This is a genomic window from Sulfurimonas sp. (assembly GCF_019429335.1).
Lineage (GTDB): Bacteria > Campylobacterota > Campylobacteria > Campylobacterales > Sulfurimonadaceae > Sulfurimonas.
The window spans coordinates 1-22,238 of the sequence record NZ_JAHYJB010000021.1; the positions used below are offsets into that span (position 1 = coordinate 1).

General features: G+C 36.1%; 15 protein-coding genes. 3 read left to right on the forward strand and 12 right to left on the reverse strand.

The window, feature by feature from the left end:
* Nucleotides 1-75: 75 nt before the first annotated feature.
* From K0A91_RS07660 to K0A91_RS07705, 10 genes are all read right to left on the reverse strand, one after another.
* Entirely contained in the window at nt 76-321 is a 246-nt protein-coding gene (locus K0A91_RS07660; protein ID WP_295009596.1) for a hypothetical protein, read from the reverse strand.
* Between the two features lie 194 nt (nt 322-515).
* Nucleotides 516-1,985, reverse strand: a complete 1,470-nt coding sequence (locus tag K0A91_RS07665; protein ID WP_295009597.1) for an ATP-binding protein — start codon at nt 1,983-1,985, stop codon at nt 516-518.
* Complete coding sequence (locus K0A91_RS07670) at nt 1,982-2,482, reverse strand: protein tyrosine phosphatase (RefSeq protein WP_295009598.1); 501 nt, start codon at nt 2,480-2,482, stop codon at nt 1,982-1,984. The genes K0A91_RS07665 and K0A91_RS07670 overlap by 4 nt, the downstream gene beginning before the upstream one ends.
* Nucleotides 2,479-7,065, reverse strand: a complete 4,587-nt coding sequence (avs4, locus tag K0A91_RS07675; RefSeq protein ID WP_295009599.1) for an AVAST type 4 anti-phage nuclease Avs4 — start codon at nt 7,063-7,065, stop codon at nt 2,479-2,481. The genes K0A91_RS07670 and avs4 overlap by 4 nt, the downstream gene beginning before the upstream one ends.
* Nucleotides 7,062-9,722 (reverse strand): DNA methyltransferase, encoded by a 2,661-nt coding sequence (locus tag K0A91_RS07680; RefSeq protein WP_295009600.1) that lies wholly within the window; start codon nt 9,720-9,722, stop codon nt 7,062-7,064. The genes avs4 and K0A91_RS07680 overlap by 4 nt, the downstream gene beginning before the upstream one ends.
* A gap of 132 nt (nt 9,723-9,854) precedes the next feature.
* A complete protein-coding gene (gene metE / locus K0A91_RS07685; RefSeq protein ID WP_295009601.1) occupies nt 9,855-12,134 on the reverse strand; it encodes a 5-methyltetrahydropteroyltriglutamate--homocysteine S-methyltransferase in 2,280 nt (759 codons plus the stop codon).
* A gap of 411 nt (nt 12,135-12,545) precedes the next feature.
* On the reverse strand, nt 12,546-14,321 hold the full coding sequence (gene dsbD / locus K0A91_RS07690) for a protein-disulfide reductase DsbD (protein WP_295009602.1): 1,776 nt from the start codon (nt 14,319-14,321) through the stop codon (nt 12,546-12,548).
* Nucleotides 14,322-14,405: 84 nt separating this feature from the next.
* The gene (locus tag K0A91_RS07695) at nt 14,406-15,353 is read right to left on the reverse strand and encodes a PA2778 family cysteine peptidase (protein WP_295009603.1); all 948 of its coding nucleotides are present in this window, start codon (nt 15,351-15,353) and stop codon (nt 14,406-14,408) included.
* A 1-nt stretch (nt 15,354) separates the two neighbouring features.
* On the reverse strand, nt 15,355-15,750 hold the full coding sequence (locus K0A91_RS07700; RefSeq protein WP_295009604.1) for a PA2779 family protein: 396 nt from the start codon (nt 15,748-15,750) through the stop codon (nt 15,355-15,357).
* A gap of 230 nt (nt 15,751-15,980) precedes the next feature.
* Complete coding sequence (locus K0A91_RS07705) at nt 15,981-16,832, reverse strand: hypothetical protein (RefSeq protein WP_295009605.1); 852 nt, start codon at nt 16,830-16,832, stop codon at nt 15,981-15,983.
* Nucleotides 16,833-16,964: 132 nt separating this feature from the next.
* On the opposite strand from K0A91_RS07705, the gene K0A91_RS07710 reads away from it, so the two are divergent.
* The 3 genes from K0A91_RS07710 (at nt 16,965) to pdxA (ending at nt 20,736) form a co-directional block, all read left to right on the forward strand.
* Nucleotides 16,965-18,899 carry a thioredoxin domain-containing protein gene (locus tag K0A91_RS07710; RefSeq protein WP_295009606.1) on the forward strand — a complete coding sequence of 645 codons (1,935 nt, stop codon included), beginning with the start codon at nt 16,965-16,967 and terminating at the stop codon, nt 18,897-18,899.
* 128 nt (nt 18,900-19,027) lie between these two features.
* Nucleotides 19,028-19,810, forward strand: coding sequence for a pyridoxine 5'-phosphate synthase (locus K0A91_RS07715; RefSeq protein ID WP_295009607.1), 783 nt, complete (start codon nt 19,028-19,030; stop codon nt 19,808-19,810).
* Nucleotides 19,807-20,736, forward strand: a complete 930-nt coding sequence (gene pdxA / locus K0A91_RS07720; RefSeq protein WP_295009608.1) for a 4-hydroxythreonine-4-phosphate dehydrogenase — start codon at nt 19,807-19,809, stop codon at nt 20,734-20,736. The genes K0A91_RS07715 and pdxA overlap by 4 nt, the downstream gene beginning before the upstream one ends.
* Before the next feature lie 150 nt (nt 20,737-20,886).
* On the opposite strand, the gene K0A91_RS07725 is transcribed toward pdxA, so the two are convergent.
* On the reverse strand, nt 20,887-21,519 hold the full coding sequence (locus tag K0A91_RS07725; RefSeq protein ID WP_295009609.1) for a YceI family protein: 633 nt from the start codon (nt 21,517-21,519) through the stop codon (nt 20,887-20,889).
* A gap of 47 nt (nt 21,520-21,566) precedes the next feature.
* Entirely contained in the window at nt 21,567-22,217 is a 651-nt protein-coding gene (locus K0A91_RS07730) for a class I SAM-dependent methyltransferase (RefSeq protein ID WP_295009610.1), read from the reverse strand.
* Nucleotides 22,218-22,238: the final 21 nt, after the last annotated feature.

Consider the following 22,238-nt stretch of genomic DNA (forward strand, 5'->3'; position numbering starts at 1 on the left):
CAATTATAAAATCGCGCTCACTTTCTAAAAGTGGCCGAATCATCTCCGTCATGAGTGGCCGGATGATGAGCGTTTTTAGTGGCCGGATGCAAACGCGATTAGTGGCCGGTTTGGTGCGTTTTTTGCACCTTGATGATAAAGTTTATCCAAAGCTATAAACATCAAAGCTCTCGACTTACCCGAAGCAGGCGGCGCTTTTAGCAGAAGATACTGCTCGCCTCTTGCATTGTAGGCTTTTTCCTGCATATCTCTCATGCCAAAGCCGTTTATCTTTTTGCTCTCACCTGTTTGAGCATATGTTACTTCTATGATGTTAGTCATTTTAATCTCTTTATATCTGCTTTATTTTATATTGGATCTGAATGCATGTGGTATTTTTTTATTCATAAATTTACCTATAGTCAAACAAGTATCAAGCAAATTTATTGCAGAAAAAGCCTTGATATAGGTTGTTTTGTATCTATTTTCAGTAAAACTTAAGTTCTCAATGAAACAACGGTGAAGCAAATTTGAGATCATTTTGCCCACCATGGGATATACTTTCTTGCTTTAGTTCCAACACTCTCATCATATATAAAGATTTTTTCCTCTTTGAGTGTTTCATTTATGATTTTTGAGACCATAGAAATATTTTTCTTATCTATGGCAAATCTTTCTCTTAAAGAAGTATTGGTCATATAGTCTCTTTGAATATATCTTAAACTCGCATGTTGGTAACAAGCTCGTGTTTTATCCGATTTATCCATATCTTTTAGTTCTTTATGAGCAAATAATATTGCTACCGTATGCTCATTTGTCGTTTCAAATATAGGAGCAGGAAGTTGATAGATTTCACTTTGCATTACTATTTTATCAACACCACTTCCTCTCTCTTCACAAACACCGATTCGTCTCATAAAAGAAGCTAAAGCTTCATTTCGTGATTTTGGAGGAGAGTCTAAAAATCTATCTGTATCAACAAGTGGTGTCCCAGGATTAGTCACTTCAAAGCGATTTGAAAAGATTTCAATCATTACAGAGCTTCCTGTTTGAAAAAAATCTTGATGAATAATAGCATTGGCTACTATCTCCCTAATTGAAAGCTCAGGATACATTCTTATGTTTTCTCTAAATGCCTGTTTGATAACTTCATTTGAAGGCAATATATTATTTATGTAATCTATTAAGCCTTCAAATCCAACTGCATATCCCTTATTGCCTTCTCTCTCTTTGATTGTTTCAAACTTTGTATTGTCTTTGTATTGTATAACTCTAATAGCTTTGCGTTTTAGGTTGCTGAAGCTATTTAAATTTTTTGCAAAAAGGATAGCACCTAAGTTTGTTATAGAGTATTTCCCGTTTTCTGTTTTCTTTATGAGGTCATCGTTTATTAAACTCTCTAAAATCGCTTGTCTATTCTCTGGTAATGGCAAGTTTAATAGTTCAAAGTATTTTGTATATTCTAAATAATTTAAAACTTCACCGTCATCTAAATTATCTACTGCTATCTGTTTTTCAAAAGGAACTCTGTCAAAGACCCTCCAGAGTTCTCTCTCTTTTTCAGGCAACTCTTTTAACTTCTTTTTGTGAGAATTTAGCCGTATATATTCCACCCCGCTAAATGTAACAGGGTTTATATTGGCAGGTGCTATTTCTAGTAAAACTACCTCTTTTTCATCTATTGTCACCTCATAAAATTTAAAATCTATTTTTGGGGTTAGAAGTCTTAACAGCCAGTTTTCTAATGCTTCATTACCCTTTGTGGTAACTGATGGCTTAAATGTAGTTCCAAGTGTTTTATGAGTTGCATCATCAACTCCCCATATCATATATGCATTTGTTTTACTATTGAGTGCTGCTGAGTTTGATAAAGCACTTATATATTCACCTATCATCTCTTTATCATCATTGTTATGCTTAAACTCTAGCCATTCTGTCTCATTGGGTTGCTTGAGTAGCTCTTTGATAAGAGATATTATATAGTCGTTACTTCTAGTTATGCTCATATTATTCTCCTCTTCGCTAACCATCTTCTTTGAATATATTCTAGATTGCCTCTTTTAGGTTGATAATTCCTATAATATTTATCTCTAAAATCAACTAAGACATTATCGTTTATATCTATAAGACCATGTTCTAGCATGTACATTAGTGCAATTGAAGGACTTCGTGACTCTCCTAAACTGCAATATACAAAGATTGTTTCATCACTATCTAAATGCCGTTTCATAAAGTTTAAAGCTGCGTTGATCATCTCATCGCTAACATATTTTGGGTCATCTCCATCAATCATATTTAAATAGATAGCATGTTCCTCTTCTTTGAAGAGGTAATAAGGATTGTCTTTATTGCAACCTCTACCACTCCAGCCCACCTGAGACCGATGTGTCACAAAGCCGTTGGCACGATTGAGTGCACAGACGATTTTCATGCCTTGGCTTACTGCCGTGCGGTACTCCTCTTTTGTGCCTATATAGATGTTTAGGTTGGCTATTTTTTTCATAATACTTTCTCTCTTAACATATATGCTACAGCAGAGCCTTTTTCAACTAAAAAGTTTAAGATAGCCAAAACATCATTTTTAATTTTTCTTTCTTTTTTTATTTGCTCACCTTGAATGAAAACATACTTTCTAATTAAGTTTTCTAAATGAAATACTGTATTTGACTCTAGTTTATCATTTGACAAATTACTATTATTTTTTATCACATCTGCAACCCAGCTAATCCCATCATTTTGGTATTTTGACGCAATACTAGTTAATAATTTCGAGATGGAATAGAGCACGGACGGGCAATGACCAATTTTTTTGGTTAGCTTTTTAAAATACCTTATATCTTTATCTTTTAATGAATGCCACTCTTTGGCGGTGTCTTTCCAGATTGCACCATATTGTCCCCAAGTCAATAGGTAAACTTTTATGACTTGATCAATATGTCTATATTTATCACCATCCTTGCAAGTCTCTATTATCGTATCCTCAAAAAGTTCCCAAACATGCCAAAAATTATCGTACTTATTTATTTCATCTTGAGCTAAAATAAACTGAGTTAATAAATAAACGATATCTTCAGTTGGTTCAAACTGATTAAGTAATGGTTGCAAATATGACTGAATATCGCTTTTATTCGCTTCAAGTACAAAAAGTGCAAATCTATTTATAAATTCTAGTTTTAAATCATAACTTACTTTCTCGTCAGGTTGATTAAAAACTTTTACGCAAAATATTTCAATAATTTTTCTAACTAATTCTTTTTCTTTCTTAGCAGTTGTGTTTAGTGAAATCATTTTAAAAACAACTATTAAATTCTTTAATGTATTTGTTTCAATAGTGCCAATATCAAATTCTACTATTTTATTAGATACAAAATTTTCCAATAGATTTTCATTTGATTCAAAAAAGTTTTCAAGCAAGTCTTGTTTACTCACTCGTTTTTGTCCATAAAAATTAGATTTTAGCTGCTCTTCATATTTACTTTTAAAAACTAAATATGTCACCATAAAAGAGTTGCTTTCACTAATAAAATATGTATTAATAGCCTCAATTGCAAAATCATAAAAATGCTTTCCGCCCATTCCTATTTGATAATCATCAAAAAGATGTAACAATAAAAGTATTTTTATATCATTTTTGAGTTCAGGAAAATGGATTAGTAACATAGGTAAATATTTAATAGCTTTATCAACTCCATCTAAAACTTGATAGTGATAGTTTTCACTTAATGGCAAACGGGCGAATTCTAAAATTATATCTCTACAAATTTCTTTATCTTCAGATGAAAGCATCTCAGCATAATCTCTTAATAAAACAATACTAGCATTGGGGAAAATTTCATCTTGAAAGATAAAATCTCTTTTATCATGTGGTATTGCTATAACTTCTTTAATTTGTTCTAATGCTAAAAGAGGATTTTGCTCGTAATCCGTATAACTTTTATAATCATCTTTATTTTCAACCTTTTTTATTGCCCATAAATACAATGAGGTATATTTTATCGTATTAGAATTTTCTTTTTGTGCCTCTTCACTATATTTTTTAAGATCTGGCGATAGTTTTGGATTAAAAGTAATTTGAACTTTATTATCAACTTTTTCAGTTTCTATATCCATTTCTCTTCGGTCTATTCTTGCTAATGCTATTCTCCAAATTCTATCTTCCTCGGATTGTTTTTCTTCAGGCAGCAGTTGTTTATAATAGTTATCCAAAATACCCCATAAAATATTTTGGATACTTTTAGAATCTTCTTCGCTTATTTCGCTTGTTCTAAACATCTGATAGTTCAAAAATAAATTTTCTAAATGTGAACTTCTATGTTTGTCTTCACATGTTTTTAATCTTTCATCCTGAAAAATTTGTGTATGCCAATTTAGTCCATATCCAATGCCGTACAAATTTTTAATACTATGTTCGTGAATTTGCCTATGAAAATCAGCTTGAATAAACTCTTTTGTCTTGAAAAGTGTCACGGCAATATTAAACGCTTTATCTGAGTTAGCCAAAACTATACTAGTAACAACTGCTGAGATTGATGAAGATTTGGACTTTTGGAGCAAATACAAAAGCCAAAACTCTAAATCTTCTGTTTTTAATATCTTACTTATTTCTAAAAGATACTTTTCAAGTGCCATATGAATTGACTGCATTAAGTTAGGCATAACAGGAGAGCTATTCCCTCTATATATATTCCATAATGATTTACTGTGATATTGTTGTATTGTAATGTTTTCATCTATAAAAACATCAACCATTTGAATTTCTTCTTTATATTCCCATCCAGATTTAGCATAATATTCAACTGATTTATTGATAAAATCAAGAATAAAATCAATAGTGATACTAAAATGATTTTTCAAAAGAAAATATATAGGAGTTTGTAATGCACTTGCAGGAAAATATTTATTTTCATATTTACTTGAAAGATTAAAAGCATCTTCCACTTCTTCTCTCTCGTAATGAGGAAATATTCCATCATTTTTAACTTTTCTAGGTATCTTTGTCCAAAATAAATCTGCTAATTTTAATACTTGTTTAGGCAAGTTTTTAGATATTAAAAGACCATCCCAACTTGTTAAAACCATTTTTGAGAGTTCATAATAATTGTCACTATGATTTTTTAACTTTTGCTCAAGTATCTCATCAAATATAGTAGATAACTCATCTTTGATTTCAGATGAATCACTGGCAATAACTTTACAAATAGTTTTGATAGATTCTTTATAGCTGTATTTATATTCTTTTTGATTTATTAACTCATAATACTTTAGTGCAGTTAATGAAGCATTTCTTGTAGTACTTCCTTCTTGAAATTTAGAATTCCAATCTTGTAATATAGGCAATAGTAAATCTATTTTAGCAAGACCTATAGTTTCAATATTTTCATAAACAAAATTGATAAAGCTCTTCCAACCACCACCTTTTGGCATAGTAAAAATATATTTTGCTTCTTGTAATTGTTGATTTTTTAATCCAAGACTTTCCCAAAAGCTATTATCAACTTCCTTACAAGCTAGTCTCAATAAAAAAGATATTCGGCTCAATAGTTCATAATCATTGTCTAAAAGCTCTCTTTTAAAGTTCTTAAAAAAAGTATCTGAATATTCAGATAATAATATCGATATAAATATTTCATCTTTCCAAAATATTTCTATATCTACACTATCTATGATTTCTTCAATAAAAGTTTTAATATTTTCATCATCAAGAAGGAGTTTTTCAGATACCCAACTTCTAAAAGCTCTTCGTATAGGTAAAGAACTACCAATTTTTTCAAAAAAACTTTTTATATCAACTTTATTCTTGAATTCTTTATTTACGATTTTTTCTAATGCCCATTCTTCATAAATATCATGAGTTATAAAATAACCTAAACTTTTTTCATAACCTAAAATCCCTTTGTTTTGTAATTGTTTTAAGCTATTACTAGAACAATCAATATCTACATAAAACTGTCCTTCATTAGCTCTTTTAAAAGCAAATTCAAAAAAGCATTTTTCAATATCTGGTGTAGAGATATGTTGATTCCATAATTTATTTTTAAAGTCTTGATAGTTAATTTCTTCATTTGAGTAATTTGCCAAATATTCATTAAGATAGAATGGATTTTTTATCAAATCCAATAACTTTTCATCCTGAGGTAAAATAAACTTGTATCTACTTGATAAAGCTTCTAAGAATTCACTAGATAAATTTTTAATATCTATTCTAAATGGAACAATATTGAGTATTTGAGTAAAATGATAATTTAAATCATCTAAATAGGAATACCGTGTAGTAAATATTATTTTCCAATTATTCTGGATCAATGCAGATATAAATTCTCTAAATAAATCACTTTCAAAATCTAATAGTGCTTCCGCTGAATCGATAACAATGATTTTTTTAGTATGTTGTTTGTGACTTTCGATAAAGTCTTGTATCGAATGATTAAATAAGAAATCATTAGTTTTAAATTCTCTAGCCTTAAATATATAAAATGGATAATTTCCCTCTTTGTTTACATGCAAGTTTTTTATAATAGATGTTTTTCCAACTCCGCCAGCACCGCTGATTATAAAAATTTGTTTTTTTTCTAATTCGTTTTTAATATGCTTTATAATTTCATCTCTATCTAATTCTATTTTTTCGTTTTTGTATAAAATATTTGTTCTGATTTCAAATAAAATATTTTTTGTTTTTTCTTCTAATGAATGTATAAATTTTTCTATTGTATTACTCTGACTTAATTCTTTGTCTCTAATTATATATGCCACAATTAATATAACTGCTAATACAACAATAACAGCCATATTTCCACTAGGAACAATAAAAGAAACTATAAACCATACAGCATACTCCCAACCGTCCGCATTATTTAGTTGTTCATCAACTTTATTAGACCATTGCATGATATTATTATATGCAGATATTTGAGCTACTAAGATCAATCCAAAAGTGGATAATATTGAATAAAAACTCTTTGCTCTCAATATTAGTTTTTCAATTACAAATTTTCCTATTGCAGTATTTTGAAATTTATTAAAAGTTATATCAGCTTTTGTAAAAAGGTTTTGACATTGGTTTTTAAGAGATTTTATAAATTCATTCATCGCTTACCATCTTTACTCGTCATATCTTCATACATCCTAAAGAGGTACTCTAGGCGTTCTTCGTCACTCTCAAATGGTTTGGGGCGGTAGCATTGTTCTATGTAGATGTCTAGGTTGTGGTGGGCTTTTCGCAGACCTTCGGGCATTTTGTTTGGGTCATAGAGTTGGGCCAGGGTTTTTTGGCTGTGTTTTTCTCGCTCGTCTAAAATACCCCATACAAATTCTGTGATTGCTTCTTTTTGTTTTTGTGAGATATTTGGGAATGGGAACGTGTTGTAACAAAGTACTGATGAATATCTAATCCTTGTTTCTAAACTTCCTCCAACCGCTCTTACCCATATAACATGTAGTTTAGATGATAGCAAACCAAAAATATATGGCTCTGAATCATATAAAACATTGTTTGGAGCAACTACAATAGAGTTTTTATCTAAATACCCCATTGGTATATACTCTCTTCGTTCTGATGTTACTGTGGGAATAATAATTGATATTTCTTTTGCTTCATGTTGTTCCCTAAATTTATATGATGTTTTTGCCATTTCATTTGCAGACTTATCTGTACTTGCTAGCCTAAACTCTTTAACTTTTTCCATTCTACTCTTAATAAATTGAATATTTAACGCTTCTTCTAAAGTTTCTTCTTTTATCCAAAGGCACCACCTTTGAGTTCCATTTAAAAATTCATAAGCACCAATTAGTTTTTTTATAAACGGTTGACACTCTTTTTGTGTCTTTAACAAGTCTTCTTTTTCTATGTCAGACAATATAAAATTTCCATCATCTTTTGGCATATTGCCCAACTGCATTTTTGGGATATTAGAAATAGGTTTGGATCTTTTTTGAACGATGATATTTTCAGCATTGGCCAAATAAGCATTAATATTTTTTACCTCATGTTTGATATTTGATATGTAAAGATATTTTGGTTTATTCGATACGTTTCTAAGCCCGATAATTGCTACTGTTACACCCGCATTGTCTTTTGCGTTATTTTTCCATTTAAAAGACTGGTATGCAAAATCTATCTCTATTTTTTCATCTAAGATGTGCGTCCAAAGGATACCCACTTGCTCTCCTTGACTTATGGAGTTGGTACTTACAAAAGCAACCTTTGCATTTATTTTTTGAATATACTCGGCACCCTTATAAAACCAGCACGAAATATAATCTAATTTTTTGGAATTTTTAATTTTGGTTAATGCAAGTTGAATATCTGCTTTTTGTTCTTTGTTCTGCATTTTAAAACCAACATACGGCGGATTCCCCAAAACATAAATTTCATCGCCTTCATTTTTCGGGCAAACTTCTTCCCATTCTATCCTTGTAGCATTTCCACGAACGATATTACCTCCATCATGGAGCGGTAGGCTTGGGCTTGTTCTGCCGAACTCTTCGTAAAATTTCAGGTTCATTTGGTGTTCTGCCAGCCAAAGTGAGAGAAGTGCTACTTCATGGGCGAAATCGTCTAGCTCTATGCCGTAAAATTGGGTGAGTTTGATTTCGCTAAATACAAAACTTTTTTGATTTTGCAAACTGTCTATTCTCTTGAAGATGCTCATTTCAAGCTCTCTTAGTTTTTTATAAGCGATGATGAGAAAGTTTCCGCTTCCGCATGCGGGGTCAAAGATTTTGATATTTGAGACTCTTACATGTAAAGCTTGGAGTTTGGCTTTGCTCTCATACGCTTTTTCAAACTCCATGTAAAGCTCATCCAAAAATAGCGGTTCGATGACTTTCATGATGTTTGGCACGCTTGTGTAGTGCATGCCCATTCCGCCACGATGCTCGGGAGTTACCACCGCTTGTATCATGCTTCCGAAGATGTCGGGGTTTATCTCTGACCACTTCAGCTGTCCGACTTCTATCATAAGTGAACGAGAGCGGGTTGTAAAGATAGGGAGCTTGACATGTAAAGCAAAAAGTCCGCCGTTTACATAGGGAAAAGCGTTCAGATATGCGGGTGTATTTGGCTCTCTTTTATTTTGTGGAGTGTTAAAGACGGTAAAAAGTCTTTGCAAATAGCTATCTAAATCACTTCCGTCTAACTGCGTGTGCGAGGAGATGGAAGCGGTAAAAAGATTGTCCTCGAAGATGTTTGTATCTTCCGCAAAGTAGCAAAACAGAAGTCTAGTGAGAAAAACATTGAGAGAGTGGATATCCTCTTTTGTTTCAAAGTGGTTGTTTTTTTGCAGTTCGTCAAAGAGCTTTGCCATCTTGAGCGAGGCTTTTACATCGGCTGGGTTTTCGTCTTGAAATGTTGCTTTTTCCATCCCTGCAAGCGGGAGGAAAAAATCGTAATGATTTGTAATGTTTAAAAGTTCGGTGTCAAGACTGTCGTCGGTTTTGGTGTCATAGGCTAAAAGCGTTTCATAGTCGGTAACGACGATAAACCGTGGGCTGTGTTTTGTAACCTCTTTGGCAGATTTAAGAGCATCTATGGTTACATGTAGGTTTTCATCTGCGACTTTGAAAAAGAGTTTTTTTCGCAAAACAAGTTCACCGTCGGCTTCAAGCCTGTCGTGGTCGCTTCCCTGCACTCTTTTAATGGTGGACTTTGGGCTGCCGTACACCAAAAGCAGGTCGAAAATAAACGACTCTTCGTTGAAGTTTGCCACTAAAGTGTTTAAGTTATTTTCTATTTCTATGATGGTCATAAAAGATATGCCTTATGATTATTGTTTGTGAAGATTTTTTATTATATCTAAATTTATGTAAGAGTTTTGAGAGCGGATTTAGGTGGATGTCAATAGTTCACATAGCATGCGAAAGTGCATGCTATATTTTTGCTAATTTTGTAGTTTTGTTCTTACTATTTTTACTGCTTCAACCATGTTTTTAAGTGAGGGTTTTACCTCCTCCCATTTTCTGGTTTTTAGCCCGCAATCGGGGTTTATCCAAAGTTGCTCTTTTGGCAGCACTTCAAGCAGAAGCTCTATCTGTTTTACAATCTCCTCAACACTGGGGATTCTTGGGCTATGTATGTCATAAACTCCCGGTCCTACCTCTTTTGTATAGCCCACTTTTTTAAAGATTTTCAGTAGTTCGTTGCCGCTTCTTGCAGTCTCTATGGAGATAACATCTGCGTCCATATCCTCAATGGTGTTTATAATGTCATTAAACTCGCTATAGCACATGTGAGTATGGATTTGTGTCTCTTTTTTTGCACTGCTCACAGCGATTTTAAAGTCTCTCACTGCCCACGCTTCATACGCTTTTATCTTCGTACTTCTTAGTGGATAACCCTCTTTAAATGCCGCTTCATCGACCTGTATGATTTTGATACCGGCTTTTTGCAAGTCGTCTATCTCATCACTTAGTGCCACGGCTATCTGCTTTGAAACATCTCCTCTTGGCATATCGTCTCGTACAAACGACCAGTTTAAAATCGTAACGGGACCCGTTAACATCCCTTTCATGATGCGGCTTGTTTGGCTTTGCGCATAAGTTATCCAATCAACCGTCATTGGTTTTGGTCTACTGATATCTCCGTAGATAAATGGCGGTTTCACACATCTGCTTCCGTAACTCTGCACCCATCCATTTTGGCTGAATCCATACCCGCTAAGTTGCTCACCGAAATACTCAACCATATCGTTTCTCTCAGGCTCGCCATGGACTAAAATCTCCAAACCGCACTCCTCTTGAAATGCCACGCACTCATCTATGTACTTTTTTATCTCTTTTTCATAACTCTCTTTTGAGATAAGAGCATTTTTAAAATCACTTCTTGCACTTCGCAGCTCTGAAGTTTGCGGAAACGAGCCTATAGTTGTCGTTACCAAATCTTTGTAACCTAAAATCTCTCTTTGAAGTTTTAGTCTCTCTTTCGCATCGCCCTCTCTTTGGAGTTTAGTATGCTTCTTTACTCTCTCTTGTACGGTTTTGTCATGGATGAGAGGCGAATTTTTTCTGTTTTGGTTTGCATTTGCATTGTTCCCTAAAGCCTCTTTTTGAGCTTCATCCAAACTACTCTCTGAATCAAAAAAGAGTTTTGAGAGAAGCGAGATTTCATCCAACTTCTCAAGCGCATAACTTAGCCACTCTTTAATCTCGCCACTCATTTTTTCTTCATACTTCAAAGTAAAAGGAGTGTGAAGAAGCGAGCATGACGAACTTATCAAGATATTCTCTTTTTTCACTACTTTTGATATATTTTCTAAAAGTGTTAGCGTTTTTACGATATCACATCTCCATATATTTCTGCCGTCAACTACTCCCGCTAAAAGTTTTTTACCGCTAGAGGCGATAATATCAAGCGAATTAAGATTTTCTTCTCCATGTAAAAAGTCAAGCCCCAATGCCCAGATTGGTGTATTCACAAGCACTTTTGTCGCTTCGTTTGAGTGTTCAAAATATGTAACGACTGCAATTTTTATATTTGATGTAACACTTGCAAGAGTGTCATAAGTCGGTTTTATAAGACTGAGAACTTTTGTATCCAACTCTTTTACAAAAATCGGCTCATCTATCTGCACTACTACTTCATCATCAAGAGTGCTTATGGCTTTTAAAAGCTCCTCATAAATCGGCACTATTTTGTTCCAAAGCTCGTAAACATCGCCACGGTCAACTCTTTTGCTAAGTCCTAAATATGTTATAGGACCGATGATATTTATCTTTGTTTTGATGCCAAGCTTTTTCGCTTCGTTATACTCATCTATGATTTTTGAAGCATTTAGTGAGTAGTTGTCTTCAAGACTTAGTTCGGGAACTATGTAGTGGTAATTTGTATTAAACCACTTTGTCATCTCCATAGCAACGCTCGAAGCACTGCCCCTTGCCATTGCAAAATAAAGCTCTTCACCGCTTAGATGTTGAAATCTTTTTGGAATTGCACCTAACATGACAGAGGTGTCAAGCATATTGTCATAGAGTGAAAAATCATTGGAACTTATAAACTCAATTCCCGCATCCCTTTGATACTCCCAGTGTCTTTTTTTTAGCTCAAGTGCTACTTTTAGGACATCATCAAATGAGCATTTTTTTGCCCAAAACTCCTCTAAAACTCTTTTTAATTCCCTTTGTTCCCCTATTCTAGGGAATCCTACTATATAATTTTTTGACATGTAAATATCCTTGTGTGTCATTATTTTTTTATTTTAAACGGACAAAAAAAACATAGTACGCCTTGCAATTCTCGAAAAACTTGTTTTTCGTAGCTTTAGGGGGTTGCAAGGGACAATTTGTCCATGCCACAAAAAACGGACGAGTTCGTTTTTTGTGTGTAACATCAGTGAAAAGGATATTAAAGTGGAGGATGTACACCCGTGCGTCTAAATGCGAAATAAGTCGTGTAGTATGGACATCTTGGGATAAAATGGTTCAACAGAAGAACAAGCCGTATCTTGCGTTTAAAAAAAAGATTGCAGTGACATGGCTTCAAAAAGAGGAGGTGTAATAGTCTTGATTTTGCTATCTCATAAGTATCGCCAAAGAGCTTCAATATCTTCCTCCATCTTTTTTTTCAGAATTATACATTAAATACTACTTAAATGTTCCAAAAAATTCTCCGGTTCTATAAATCCTACAATAGTTTTTGACTCAATGACATGTAGCTCTGTGTCGAAAAATATAAGTACTGGTGGACCGAATACTCCATACTTTTTACTTAACTCTTTTTGCTCTTTGCTATTTTGTGTAACATCGGCTTGAATCAGCACATATTCGCCTAGCTTTTCTTTGACAGCCTCACTAGAGAATGTTTTTTTATCAAGCTCTTTACACACCGCACACCACTCTGCACTAAAATCAAGCATAATTTTTTTGCCTCTGTTTGCTTCTAAAATCTTATCAAGCTCTCTGATTGAGGTTATTTTTTCAAACTTTAAGTGCGAAGATGAAGTGACATCAGATGAGATTGACATGGAAGGCTTTAAAAACTCCAGCGGTTTTGTCATGCTGTTTGAGCCGCCAAGAACTCCTATAAAAAGAGCTACCGAGTAGATAAAAATGATGATTGCGGTGCTTTTTCTAAATGTATGCGCATCCTTCTCAAACGCGCCGAAATAGACTGCAAAACCGATTCCCAAAATAGAGTACAGAAGCATTATGATATAGCTGTCTAAGACTCTCTCAAGCATCCAAATAGCAACGCCTAGCATCATCACGCCGAATATTGCGCTAACCATAGTCATCCAGCCGCCAGGTTTAGGCATAAACTTGCCTGCACTCACGCCTACTAAAATAAGCGGAAGCCCCATACCGATACTCATGGCAAAAAGTGCCGCACCGCCAAGAAGCGCATCCCCCGTCTGACCAATGTAAACAAGTGCACCGGCAAGAGGTGCCGCAACACAAGGACCGACAATCAGAGCCGATAGAAATCCCATAACCGCAACGCCGATATAACCGCCGCGATTTGTGTGCCGATTTGAGCTAATTTTGGCAACAAAAGAGTCCGGAAGTTTAAGCTCGTAGAACCCAAACATGCTAAATGCAAGTGCGACAAAAATTGCAGAAAATGTATATATCGCCCAAGGCGCTTGAAGAGCGGCTTGCAGGTTTGAACCAAACAGTCCTGCTAAAATTCCTGCTATCGTGTAAGCAACCGCCATGGCAAGAACGTAAACAAGAGAGAGCATAAACGCTCTTTTTGTCGTTATTCCCTCTCCTTGAGAGATGATGATTCCTGAGATAATTGGAATCATCGGAAAGGTGCATGGAGTAAGGGAGAGAAGAAGCCCAAAACCTAAAAACGAAAGAAGAACAATAGCAATGCTCCCCTCTTTAATCGTATCTGCAATAGAATCACTCTCCGAGAGCTCTTTTTTAACTTCTGTATTTATTTCAATTTTTTTATCCGCCCCGCTATTCTCTTTAACTATAGCATCGCTAAGTTTTGAGCTGTCTACCTCAAAAGTAAAAGCCTCCGTATATGGCTCATAGCAAAGCCCCTGCTCCGAGCATCCCTGATAAGAGATTTCAAACTCTATGCTTACTAAACCGCTAACTCCCGCCTCTTTTTCCAAACTTATGATAAATATCGGAGATTCCAAATAGACCATGTCGCCATCATGCTCTACACTTTTTGGCTTTTTTACATCTTTTATACGGATACCGTTTTGATTTTTTATCTCAAATTTCAGAGCATCTTCATAAAGATATATATCTTTTGCAATCTCTATGCTCGCCTCTATCTCCATCTTATCGTTTAATTTTGCAGAGGGCTTGAAAGCCTCCTCCGGCATTAAAAATTTAGGCTGTGCGCCAAAAAGTAAAATAGATGAGACAAGAAGTAAAAGAAGTTTTTTCATAATATATTTTTCCGATTTTATAATGTGGCAAAATTATAACAAGTTAATGCAAATCATCAATCAAGGCAGGCATATTTCTGTTTTTTAATGAAGTGTACACCCTTTGATAATCTCTTGGCGTGTGGCATTTATGATGGAGAGTATTTTAGTATCGGTAGTTTCAGCCGTATCAATCACTCTCAGAGCCTCCTCTGCCCTGTCGGTATGACATAACAGGTCGGCTAAATTGTTTAGTGCGAGCGGATGAGTTTTGTCAATGAGCAGTATCTCTCTGTATCTCTCTTCGGCACTACTTAACTGGTTGGTGCTATAGTAGGCATTTCCCAGAGCGAAGAGCATAGGAATATCCTGAGGCCAGCGACTTAGTGCGCTTTTATAAGCGACTATTGCCTCATCGACCATCCCTATTTTTTCCAAATCATACGCAGATTGCAGATATTTTTTTGGCGATGCTGAAGAAGGAAGCTCATCAGGAGGAAGAAGAACAACTCCCCAATTACCGCTTCTCTTCCAAATAGCCGCAAATGTCTCAATCGACACTGCCTCGTTTGGCTCCTCTGAAAAGTGCATCAAAATAGTCTGTGTCTTTGCGTCATAGCCTGTAACCGGCGCATAGTGCCAAAGCTCATACCATGAGAGACCGCGGTTTACAAGCACAATTACGGGATGATTTGCTTTTAGTTCCATAAAAAGTGCGTCAAAGTTGGGCTCTAACGGATAGACAAGAAGACCGTTAGCTCTTGCCGCAGCAACTAGCTCTATCTGAAGAGTGCCGCTCTTTGCAGGGATAAGCGTTCTATTATCGAGTTCTTCAAGTGAAAGCTTTGGAGTATATGAGCCCTTAGATTGCCAGTAAGAGGAGAGCATCTCTAGGGATGTTGAGCCGCAAAGCTCTGAGCGTGGAACTACAAAAGGAACATCTATACTGTATGAAGAGACATTGGCATCTTTTGGAAAAGGAGTATTGCGCGCACAGCCCGTTGAAAAAATCAACGAGGCCAGAGCAAGAAGAAAGGCGAAATTTATAGTCAAATTAGTTATTAGTTATAGGTTTGGTAAAGTTAAAAACTTTTGTCAATCCAAGAACATCTGTAATCAATAAAACTATAAATATAAAAACAATTGCGCCTACTATTGACATACCCACATCCGCACCTGCAGGCAATGTGTCAATTTGATTTGCAACAATTGAAGCCTCTTCATCAGTCATTGAAGCAACTCTCGCCTCAATGCTTTTTACATCAACCCCAAGCTCTTTAAATCTTTCTGCAACATCTTCACGAGATAAAATGCCAGCAAGCTTCTCCTTAGATGAAGTCGCCCCAGACCCAAAGCCCAGAGCCTCTGTAGAAGCTATTTGAGCGAATGAAACCTGAGCAAACAACGTTGTGCTTAAAATAAACGATAAAATAAGTTTTGAAACTTTCATGTGATTCCTTATTGAACAATATTTGCAAAAAAAAAACAGACGAGAGTTTTTTGGGTGCATTGTATATTGTAGTTTTATTAAGATTAAACTAAGCTGTAGAGTTATTTACCGATATTCTAATCACTTCTTTGGGCATCTCTTCCATCTCTTCTGCCTGTACAGCTTTTAAGTAGTAGTAACCTTAAATAAGTGCCTTAGTTTATGTAATATGTTTAGCAGAGTGAACTTTTTTACTGCTCACTTAAATAGTTGAAAAATTTAAAGAGTTCCACATGCTCATCACCCAACTGCTTCATGTCAAGAGTTTTTAGATAGTAACCCAAATAGGTCATAGTCGTATAATCCCCTTCAATACCTGCTTCGCTAAAATGTTCCCGTACCAACTTTGATTTGCTTGCATGTTTCCATATCTCATAATCTAGTTCGCTCGCTTTAGTGTTTAGTATTTTTACAAGCACCTTCTTGTACTCTTTGCTTAACTTAGATAGTTCATCGGCAAAAGAGTCAAAATATTTTTCACTGTATATTGCTTTAAGGTCTTTGATTTGAGCAAGTTTTTCAACCAGTTGCGCTCTTTCATGGATAGCATCCACATAGTCTCCACGCAAAGGTTTTATGCTATTTTCAAGCAAAATGCGGTTTTTATCATTTTTAGCCAACTTTTTTAGCTCGCCCTCTCTTTTTTCTATCTCATAAAAGAGGGACTCAGTTACCGTAGCCAGAGCTTCAACCCGACTTATCCAGTTCTCTTTGTCTTTGAGGTACTGTATATATTCAGGCTGGGAACGCAGAAAAATCATCTCAAAAGCAACTTCTGGAACACTTGCTTTGTCGCTTACCGTATTGTATGTATCATGCAGTCCTTGGAGCACGCTTAGCTTCTCTTTTATTTCCTTATGGTCATGCAGGGCAGGATCAAGATTTTTGAGGTTATTATAGGCAGTTATCAAAAAGCGTCTTGATAAAAAGTAGTCCAACTGCGCTTTTGCATCGGCTGACTTTGGCTCTCTTTTCATCATAAACTCAACAGAGTTAAAGTAGTTTTGCAGTGCCTCGCTAACACTGTAAGTAGAATCTTCCATGCCATATCCAAATAGTTATCTTTGAAGAATTATACCGATATTTAAATTGAACATATCCCTCTGCTTTTTTATTTAAGCGCAATATTAGCAATTTTTTCCTACTCTACAAAAAATTTATACAAAGAAATAAAAATGTCAAACAGACTAAAATCAGAAGATTCTCCATACCTGCAGCAGCATAAGGATAATCCGGTAGATTGGTATCCATGGTGTGATGAAGCGTTTAAAAAAGCAAAAGATGAGAACAAAGCTATTTTTATCTCCATCGGCTACAGTTCGTGTCACTGGTGCCATGTTATGGAGGAGAATGTATTTGAAAATCAAGAGTGCGCTGATATCTTAAATGCGCACTTTGTTTGCATAAAGGTTGACCGAGAAGAGCGTCCTGACATAGACAAACACTATCAAGAGGTCTACATGATGCTAAACCGCAGAAGCGGCGGCTGGCCGACCTCTATATTCTGCACGCCTGAGAATAAGCCTTTTTTTGCGGGGACTTACATAGCACCGCAGTCTTGTGAGGGGAGCGTTGAGGGGATGGGGTTTATTGAATTAACCAAACTTATAGCCGAAAAAGTCTCTTCAAAAGATGAGCAGCTGCTTAAAAATGCCGATGAGATTGAGAGTTTTTTAAACCACAAAGAGCACCCAAAAGAGGCAACCGTTTTAAAAGAGGATTTTGTCAAAAACTTTATGCTTCAGGTAAAAAACAACTATGAAACACTCTACGGCGGTTTCTCGGTCGCTCCGAAATTTCCGCATGTAAGCACGCTTGGAACACTTCTGGTTATAGACAAACTCTACGGCGATAAAGCGGCAAAAGCGATGATTTTAAATACGCTGCAAAACATGAAAAAAGGCGGCATGTATGATTTGGTTGACGGCGGATTTTGCCGCTACAGTGTTGATGAGAAGTGGATAGTTCCGCACTTTGAAAAGATGCTCTACGACAACGCCCTGCTCTGCGAAATATATACAAACGCCTACCTTACGTACAGTGACGAGAGTTTCTTACATGTAGCAAAAGAGATTGCGGATTTTTGGAACAACCATATGAGCGAAGACGCGCTCTTTTACAGTGCAAGCGATGCTGACAGCGAGGGCGAAGAGGGAACATACTTTATATACGGTTACGATGAAGTTTATAAACTGCTCTCAGATAACGGATACACAGATATTGATGAGATTTTAGACCTTCTTAGTATCACCAAAGAGGGCAACTTTGATGGCAAAAACATAATCAGGTTTAAAGAGGGACAAGCACCAAAAGATTTTGAAAATATAAAATTTTTGCTCAGAGGGTTAAGAGCATCAAGAGAGTACCCATTTATAGATAAAAAAATCCAGACTTCATGGTCAAGTATGATGATAAAATCTCTCTTTAACCTCAGCAAGATTGATTACACATATAAACAAAGCGCTATAAAAAGCCTTGATGCACTGCTTGAGACTATGTTTCTTGATGGCAAACTCTACCACACGACGCTTATTCATAAAACTCCAAAAGTAGAGGCATTTCTAGAGGATTACGCATTTTTGGCTCAAGCACTTATCGAAGCATTTAACTCTACGCAAAATGAGTTATATCTTATCCGTGCACAGCACTTCGCAAATATGGCGTTAGAGAGATTTTACGACAAAGGAACATGGAGATTCAGTATAGGAGAGCTTGAGACAAAAGCTGAAATCTCGGACAACACATACACAAGCCCTGTTTCGATTATAGTTGATGTTCTGCTCTCGCTTAGTACACTTCTAGAAGATGAGAAGTACAGCCACTTTGCGTTTAAAACTATGGAGTACAACTCCTACGAACTAGGAAGACGCCCAGTTATTTATCCCTATATGTTGCGCCAGATACTAAGGTATCTAAAGGGTGAGAGGGTTATAAAATCAAACCAAAAAAAGCTTGAAGCCAATACGCTTGAACTGGCTTCCCTAGAGTATCCGTTTATCCAAAAAAAGGCTTCCGAGGATGAAAACTTTATGGTTTGCGGCAATAAAAGCTGCTTTGCAAATACGGACGACATTAACAAAATCAATGATATAATAAAAAAAAGTTTTTAAGGATTTGTGATGAAAAAGATTATTATGGTGGCAATCTTGGCGATTGGAACGATGAGTGTTTTTACTGCGTGTGAGAGAAATGATTATCAGCATCCGATGCACAGAAAGTAGATAAGCATTTGAGCAGTATGAAATTAGGCGTAAACATCGACCATGTAGCGGTTTTGAGAGAGGCTAGACGTGTAAATGACCCTGACATTTTGAATGCTCTTTATGTTGCATGTCAAAATGGCGCAGATCAGATTACTATCCACCTAAGAGAAGACAGACGTCATATTCAAGACGTCGATGCCTACAATATTATGAAGCACTCTGCCCTTCCCGTGAATTTAGAGTGCTCCATCAACAGAGATATCTTAAATATCGTAACAGATTTAAAACCCCATCGCGCAACTTTGGTTCCTGAAAAAAGAGAAGAAGTCACAACGGAAGGCGGTCTTGACGTCATAGGACATGAGGATGATATTGCCTATGCGATAGAGCTTCTTCACGACTACCTTATCCCAGTTTCACTCTTTATTGACCCAACCATTGAAGCGGTTGAAATGTCAAAAAAACTTGGTGCAGAGATGGTTGAGCTTCACACGGGGAGTTTTGCAAATCTATTTGCGATGCTCAACTCGTCGCTCTCTCACTCAAACCACTCACTAAAAGAGCTTGAACTTCCTAGAAATGAGCTCTCCATTAGACTTGAAAAATCTATCGCAGAGATTATCGCAGTCGCAAAACATGCCAAAAAGATAGGGCTGGAAGTTGCCGCAGGACATGGACTAAACTACCATAATGTTCATGAGATGATGAAGATTTCGGAAATAACGGAGTTAAACATCGGTCAGAGCATTGTTGCAAGAAGCGTCTTTAGCGGCTTGGCTGAAGCTATAAAAGAGATGAAGCGACTCACCACAAGATGAATAAACCCCGCATTGTTATCAGCATAGGAGATTTAAACGGCGTAGGGATTGAGATAGCTCTCAAAGCCCACAAAGAGGTCTCCGCACTCTGCGCTCCCATCTACTGCATAAACTCCTACATGTTAAATCAGGCTTGCGAGCTTTTGGATGTTTCTATTCCCTCCGATTTCAGACTTCATGAGGTTGATGGAAGTTTCAATATAAAAGAGGGGTGCGTTGACAAAAATGCGGGAAGATACTCCTACGACTCATTTTTGAGCGCCATCAAACTTTGCGAGGCAAAAGAGGCTGATGCTGTTGTAACGATGCCAATTCACAAAGAGGCGTGGATGTTAGCCGGTCTGCACTACAAAGGGCATACGGATATGCTTCGCGACTATTTCAAAAGAGATGCCATTATGATGCTTGGGTGCGAGAAGATGTTTGTTGCTCTATTTACCGAACATATTCCGCTAAAAGATGTGGCTTTTGCAGTGCAGTATAAAAAGCTAAAAGAGTTCTTTTTAACTCTTCATAACTCAATACCAAATGAGAGCGTGGCAGTTCTTGGTTTAAATCCGCACGCGGGTGATAACGGAGTGTTGGGAGATGAAGAGCTAAGAATTACAAAGGCTATCAAGAGTGCAAACAAAAAGATAGGTTTTGAGCAGTTTGTGGGTCCTTTAGTGCCTGACACCGCTTTTGCGCCGCATGCCAGAGAGAAGTATAGATACTTTGTGGCAATGTATCACGACCAAGGGCTAGCACCCCTAAAAGCGCTCTACTTTGATGAGAGTATAAATGTCTCACTTAACCTGCCTATAATCAGAACATCGGTGGATCACGGAACTGCGTTTGACATTGCCTACATGGGCAAGGCAAACACTCTTAGCTACATAAATGCAATTAAAAGTAGTATACTGATGTTACACATCAAAACAAGCTAATGCGGTTTTCACGAAGTGAAAATGTTTCTTTAGAAAACGAACTCGTCCGTTTTAGCGGCAGGGACAAATGTCCCTACAACCCCCTAAAGCTACCCCTATCTTTCGGATAGGGGAGAAAAACTGACACTTTATGTTTTTTTATGTTTTATACTACTCTTTTAACGGTTCTACATTACAAAGAATAGCTTCTATCTTAGTTTTAAATGCTATCCCTGCTTCGCTCCATGTTTTTCCCTCATGAAGGTCAAAACATGCCTTATTTATTGATGAAAGAGCATCGCCTGCGCTAAAGTCTAAAATATCAATACTCCCTTTTGCTTCAAAAATATTATCACTAAAGCTGTATTTCATAGGAACAACTTTTTTAACGCCGTTCATCTCAATCTCTACATCAACCTTGCCCGTTCTCAGTGCATTTTTCACTCTTTTGTCTGCTTTGATGTCTACGATTTTTGCTTTGATGTTTTTATCACTCATCATGCCGAAGAAAAATTTAGCAAGTTTCTCGTCACGCCCCTCATTCTTTGAGTTTACGCTCGAAGTATCAATTACAACAGATGAACCTACTAAGATTGAGCGAAAATTCTCTCCGCTTTTTGCAACAGGAGTGTAAGTTACACTGTCAAAAACTCCGCCAACACCTACTTTTTTTTCAGTTTTATAGCCTGTCCAGCTAACCTCAACAGCACCCACTTGAGCCAGCTCACATCCGCTTTTTTGGCTTGCATTTGCACCTGATACTAAAATAAGCACCATAAGTGCCGAGATAATCGTGTTTTTCATTTTCAATCCTTGACATTATTTTGAGGGAGTATATCCTCTATTTCTTTTTAAACTTCTCTCTTTTGAAAAAGAACTTTATTTTTAAAGTTATGTTTAATTATAACAAGACCGAGCTTGGCTGCGAGATACTCAAATGTCTGCAGATTGAAAAACCCGATATGCGTTATGTCACGAATATACCACCACTCTAAAAACTCTTCGTCATCAGCTGGACGAAAGGCGGTCATAAGCAAAAGATAACCGTTTTTTTCTACATGCAAGAGTAGCTCTTGTAAAACTTCAAGTGGATTTTGCAAATGTTCAAACACCTCCGTAGAAACAACGAGGTTATATTTTTTATCTTTATAAACCTTTTTTGGAAAGTAAAATAGGTCATATCCGTCACAAACTATACCTTCTCTCTGCAATAAAATAGGCAAAACCTCACCCTCTCCGCATCCAAAGTCAAAGGCGCTTTTTATCTCTTTTTTATATGGCACGATAAACTCTTCTATGAGATCTTCAAACATCTTAACATAGCCCAGAGACTCAAGATTGTTGTCATGCTTATCATAATGTTGTTTTTCACGCACTTCATCAACATAAAAAATCTCATCAAGAAAAATATAGCTACATGTCGGACATTTATGGTATTTTTTTTGATTTTTTGTCTTGATTATTTGAGTTGTGACGCCATCGCATATTTTACATTTTTTCATAAAGACAATAGTAACATTTTT